2 protein-coding genes are annotated in these 4654 nt (G+C 41.8%); both read left to right on the top strand.

Annotated features, from left to right (window positions below):
* Positions 1-350: 350 nt before the first annotated feature.
* On the top strand, positions 351-2687 hold the full coding sequence (locus tag O9324_RS09935; protein WP_288140097.1) for a GumC family protein: 2337 nt from the start codon (positions 351-353) through the stop codon (positions 2685-2687).
* Positions 2688-2844: 157 nt separating this feature from the next.
* A complete protein-coding gene (locus tag O9324_RS09930; RefSeq protein WP_288140096.1) occupies positions 2845-4302 on the top strand; it encodes a DASH family cryptochrome in 1458 nt (485 codons plus the stop codon).
* Positions 4303-4654: the final 352 nt, after the last annotated feature.

Genomic DNA, 4654 nt, shown 5'->3' with positions numbered 1-4654 from the left:
AATGGGGCGAAAGTCTGTGGACTCTGTGTAAGACAGTACATGGTTTTTTAACTGTGGTATGCGACGGTGGTGGAAGCAGAAACTTAAATCGTGAGGTTTAGGAATCGCCGCACTTTTAGGGCGGCGAGGATGTCAAGGCTGGCTTTTCTCCTTTTTTAATAATCGATTTTCTGAACGCTGGGTAGAATTATCAGCAAGCTTAACCATAAGACGAGGCGGGACAAAAATTGGCAGTTCTGGAAAAACTAGAGTTATCATCGTAGCACGGTGTTATGATTAAGCGGTGATTGATCGAGCCAGATTGCCACCGCAAAATCTTTTAATAGAGTTATCCCTTGAATATTTGATTAATGATGAACAACCAACAAAACGGGGCGATGAACAACCAACAAAACGGGGCTTTGAAAACCCAAAGTCAAGCAAATCTACCAGTTTTTGCTCAACCGGCTTTTATCCCCTCCCCGACGCAGGAAGAAGAGGAACTCAACCTGCGTCAAATCCTTTCTGTCGTCAAGCATCGCTGGTGGATAATCGCTGGCATCACCCTAGGGTTGACGGGGGCGATCGCTGCTTGGACTTTCTTAAAAACCCCTATCTATCAGGGTAAATTCCTGCTGCTCATCGGTCAACCGATTGAGGAAAATAAAAGTTCTTCCAGGCTGGCAGCCCAAGATATCCTGCCTCAGTTAGGGGGTGAAGACATTGATTATGACACCCAAATCGCTGTCTTGAAAAGTCCTCAACTCCTTAACCCCATCCTTAGTAAAATAACTCCTAAGTATCCCGACTTTACCTACAGTGATTTAATTAGTAAAACTGGCAAATCTGATCTCGAAATTAGTCAATTAAAAGATACGAAAGTTTTAGAAATTTCCTATCAAGATGCGGAACCGGAAAAAATTAAGCTGGTTTTAGATAATTTAGCCCGTCATTACCTAAACTATAGTTCTCAGGAACGGAAGACCGAAATTAATCAAGGGTTAGATTTTGTCAATGCACAATTGCCCGTGCTGCGGGAACGAGTTAATTCTCTACAAAAACAAATGCAGCAATTCCGGCAGCAATACAATTTCCTCGATCCCGATAAAGAAGCGACTCGTTTATCACAACAGTTAACCACTACTGAACAAGATTATCGAGCAGCCCAAGTCGCCCTTAACGAAATTAACTCTCGCTATCAAGCTTTACAGCAACAGGTGGGATTGGCCCCTAATCAAGCAATTATCGCCACTTATCTGAGTGAATCTCCCGGTTATCAAGATTTGCTCAAGCAGCTGCAGGAAGTGGAAGTGGAACTGGCGAAACAATCGGCAGTTTTTGCGAAAGATAGCCCGATAATCGCCACCCTAGAGGAAAAAAGAGCCAATTTACTGCCCCTACTGCAAAACGAGGCCCAGAGAACCCTAGGGGAAAAACTGCCCCAGACAGTGGGTAATTCCCCGGCTTTGGTATCTCAGAGCGCTCTGCGAGTAGAACTAACCCAACAATTGGTGGAAGCCGCTAACAGTCGCCAAACCCTAGAAATTAAGGTAAAATCCCTTGCCCGGTCCCTGGAACAACAGAAAGCCTCGGTCAAAAATCTGGCGGTTTTAGCCCGTCGTTATACGGATTTGCAACGAGAATTGGAAATCGCCACCACCAGTCTCGGCCGTTTTCTGGAGGAACAACAAAAACTCCAACTGAAAGTGGCACAACAAGTAGTGCCTTGGCAACTAATTTCCCCCCCAGAAGTAGGGGAAGAATTCGTTTCTCCTAAACCCGTGCGAAATCTGGCTTTAGGGGTTATCGGTGGTCTGTTACTAGGTTTAGGGGCGGCCTTTTTAGCTGAAAGATTAGACCCTGTTCATCATAGTGCAGATGAACTAAAAGAAGATACTAAACTACCCCTCTTAGGTGCAATTCCCTGGCAAAAAGACCTCGGTACGATCGAAAAAGTGATCACCGCCGCCCTACCCCAGTTAACAGTCGGCGATCGCAAAATCACTATCCCTAATACTACCCCAAAATCGGCCGAAGAAAACCCCTCCTACTATAATTTCTCCCCCTTCTCGGAAGCTTTCCACACTCTTAACACCAATATTCGCCTCCTCGGTTCCGATTCCCCCCTCAAGTCCCTCGTGATTAGTTCTGTATCACCAGCAGATGGTAAAACCACCATGGCAATGAATATCGCTAAGGCTGCCGCTCGTATGGGACAAAAAGTCTTGCTGGTGGATGCCGACCTGCGACGACCCGATATTCACCATCGACTTAATCTTGATAACGACCACGGCCTTAGTAATGTCATCGCCGAGGGTCTCGATTGGAACGAGGCAATTCAATCCCTACCCCGCTACGAGAATTTATCGATTCTTACCGCCGGTCCAATTCCCCCAGATCCAACCCGCTTGCTTTCTTCCCAGAGAATGCAGGAGATGATCTCGCAATTACAGCAAGACCACGCTTTCGATCTAATTATCTACGATCTACCACCGATCGCCGCTTTTGCCGATGCCAAAATTCTCGCCGCCATGGCCACTGGCCTAATTCTCGTCACCAAATTGGGCAAAACCGATCGCTTTGTGCTGAAAAATCTGCTCGAAGATCTGAGATTATCCCACATTTCCGTGTTAGGTTTAGTGGCTAATAACGTTAGTCGGAAAGACCACAATTATCGTTACTATAGCCATTACTACGGCAAAAGATAATTAAATCCCATCCCAGTTACTATTTATCAGTTAAGTAGGTAGGTGTTAAAAATTGTCAGACACCCCCCTTATCAAGGGGGGCAGGGGGGATCGAACCCAAAATCTATCTTCTATTTAATTAGAACTACTTACTTATCCACTTTGTAATTGATCTTAAATGCGGGTTTTAATTTGGTATCGCAATGATCTGCGAGTTCACGATCACGAGGCAATTTATCGAGCCATTCAAGAACAATTAGAGATAATTCCCTTCTATTGTTTTGATGAGCGTCAATTTGGTCTTACTTCCTACGGGTTTCCAAAAACTGGCAAGTTCCGGGCTAAATTTTTATTAGAAAGCGTAGCAGATTTGCGACAATCTCTGGAAAGTTTAGGCAGTAATTTAATTATCCGATGGGGAAAACCAGAAGAAATTATCCCGCAATTAGTTCAAGAATTGCAGATAGCCAAGGTTTATTATCATCAAGAGGTAACAGCAGAGGAATTAGTGGTAGAAAAAGCTGTCAATAAGGCTTTATCTAGGGTTCCCGTGCAGATCAAAACTTTTTGGACAGCCACTTTATATCATCCTGATGATTTACCTTTTACCCTTAATCAACTACCGGAATTATTTACTAATTTTCGTAAACAAGTAGAACGTCATTGGGAAATAAGAACAACTTATCCCAGTCCGAAAAAGTTGACAAAATTACCTAAAATAGATTGGGGAAATCTTCCTAGTTTAAACGATTTGGGCTTAACAGAACCCATTCTAGACCGGCGAGGCTTTTTGTCGTTTCAAGGGGGTGAAATGGCAGGAAAATCACGGGTTAAGGAATATATTTGGGATAGTGATTCCTTAAAAACCTATAAGGAAACCCGCAATGAAATGTTAGGGACTAATTATTCCTCAAAGTTCTCAGCTTGGTTAAGTTTTGGCTGTCTTTCCCCCCGTTATATCTACGAGGAAGTACAAAAATATGAGCAAACAAGAGTAAAAAATGACTCTACCTATTGGCTGATTTTTGAATTATTATGGCGAGATTTTTTCCGATTTATTTGCAGTAAACACGGGAATAAAATTTTCTATAAATCTGGTTTGCAAGAACTTAATTTACCTTGGCTAGAAGATTGGGAAAGATTTAATCTCTGGTGTCAGGGAAAAACTGGTTATCCCCTTGTAGATGCTAATATGAGAGAGTTAGCCTCTACAGGATTTATGTCAAATCGTGGCCGGCAAAATGTCGCTAGTTTTCTGACCAAAAATCTCGGTATTGATTGGTGTATGGGAGCAGAATGGTTCGAGTCATTATTAGTTGATTACGATGTCTGTAGTAATTGGGGTAATTGGAATTACACTGCTGGTGTCGGCAATGACGCAAGGGGATTTCGTTATTTTAATATCCCTAAACAGTCGAGAGATTATGATCCCAAAGGCGATTATTTACGTCACTGGTTGCCCGAATTAGCTCTAATAAAAGGCGATAAAATTCACGAACCTTATAAGTTATCTCCAGAGGAACAAAAGCGTTATGGGGTGATTTTAGGGGTTAATTATCCTCGTCCCATTGTCGATTTTTTTCAATCGATCAAACACAACGAAAAAATTTATCTTCAGCATTTCAGTAATCAGTGAACAGTAATCAGTGGACTTCTACCTAATATTATACTCAAGACTAAAATTCTTTCTAGACAAGAAACTTACCCAAATAAAAATGATTTTAATGTACCCATATTTTTCAGTTAAATTGAATTGGCAACGACAGATATATATTTCAGTGCCGAACGACTAATTAGTACAAGTTATCAAAGCAAGCTCTGATTGAGTTATAATTTTTGGATATGTCTAATGAACTGATAACTGATAACTGATAACTGATAACTGATAACTGATAACTGATAACTGATAACTGATAACTGATAACTGATAACTGATAACTGATAACTGATAACTGATAACTGATAACTGATAACTGATAACTGATAAC

Origin of the sequence: Microcystis sp. LE19-84.1B (genome assembly GCF_027531875.1) — a bacterium.
In the GTDB taxonomy this organism is placed as follows: domain Bacteria; phylum Cyanobacteriota; class Cyanobacteriia; order Cyanobacteriales; family Microcystaceae; genus Microcystis; species Microcystis panniformis.
The sequence above is the reverse complement of the archived record's forward strand: the minus strand, read 5'-3'. Positions and strand labels throughout refer to the sequence as shown.